The 234-nt window shown below is 44.4% G+C and carries 1 protein-coding gene; it reads left to right on the plus strand.

Features of this window, described 5'->3' with window-relative positions; all coding sequences use genetic code 11:
- Positions 1–234, plus strand: a 234-nt coding sequence (locus HK26_RS13805; protein ID WP_219337107.1) for a hypothetical protein, incomplete at both ends; no start/stop codon positions are given.

Raw genomic sequence — 234 nt, forward strand, 5'->3', positions numbered from 1 at the left:
GAGGGATATATTGCCAAACATATGCACAACGCCATGCAGACCCTCTACAAGAAAGCCGGTCAGGACTATTCAGCCAAAAAACGACACAAGGGCTACACGACAGGCACAAAGACCATCATTCAGAAATTAGGCATTACCCGTGAGGAAATGAAACATCTGAGTGTCTTCATTGACCATGAGGAAAGATTGCTCAGAAAACGCACAAAACGTCATGAACAGGGAAATGTGGAAAGA

This window comes from Acetobacter okinawensis, assembly GCF_002153655.1.
GTDB lineage: Bacteria > Pseudomonadota > Alphaproteobacteria > Acetobacterales > Acetobacteraceae > Acetobacter > Acetobacter okinawensis_A.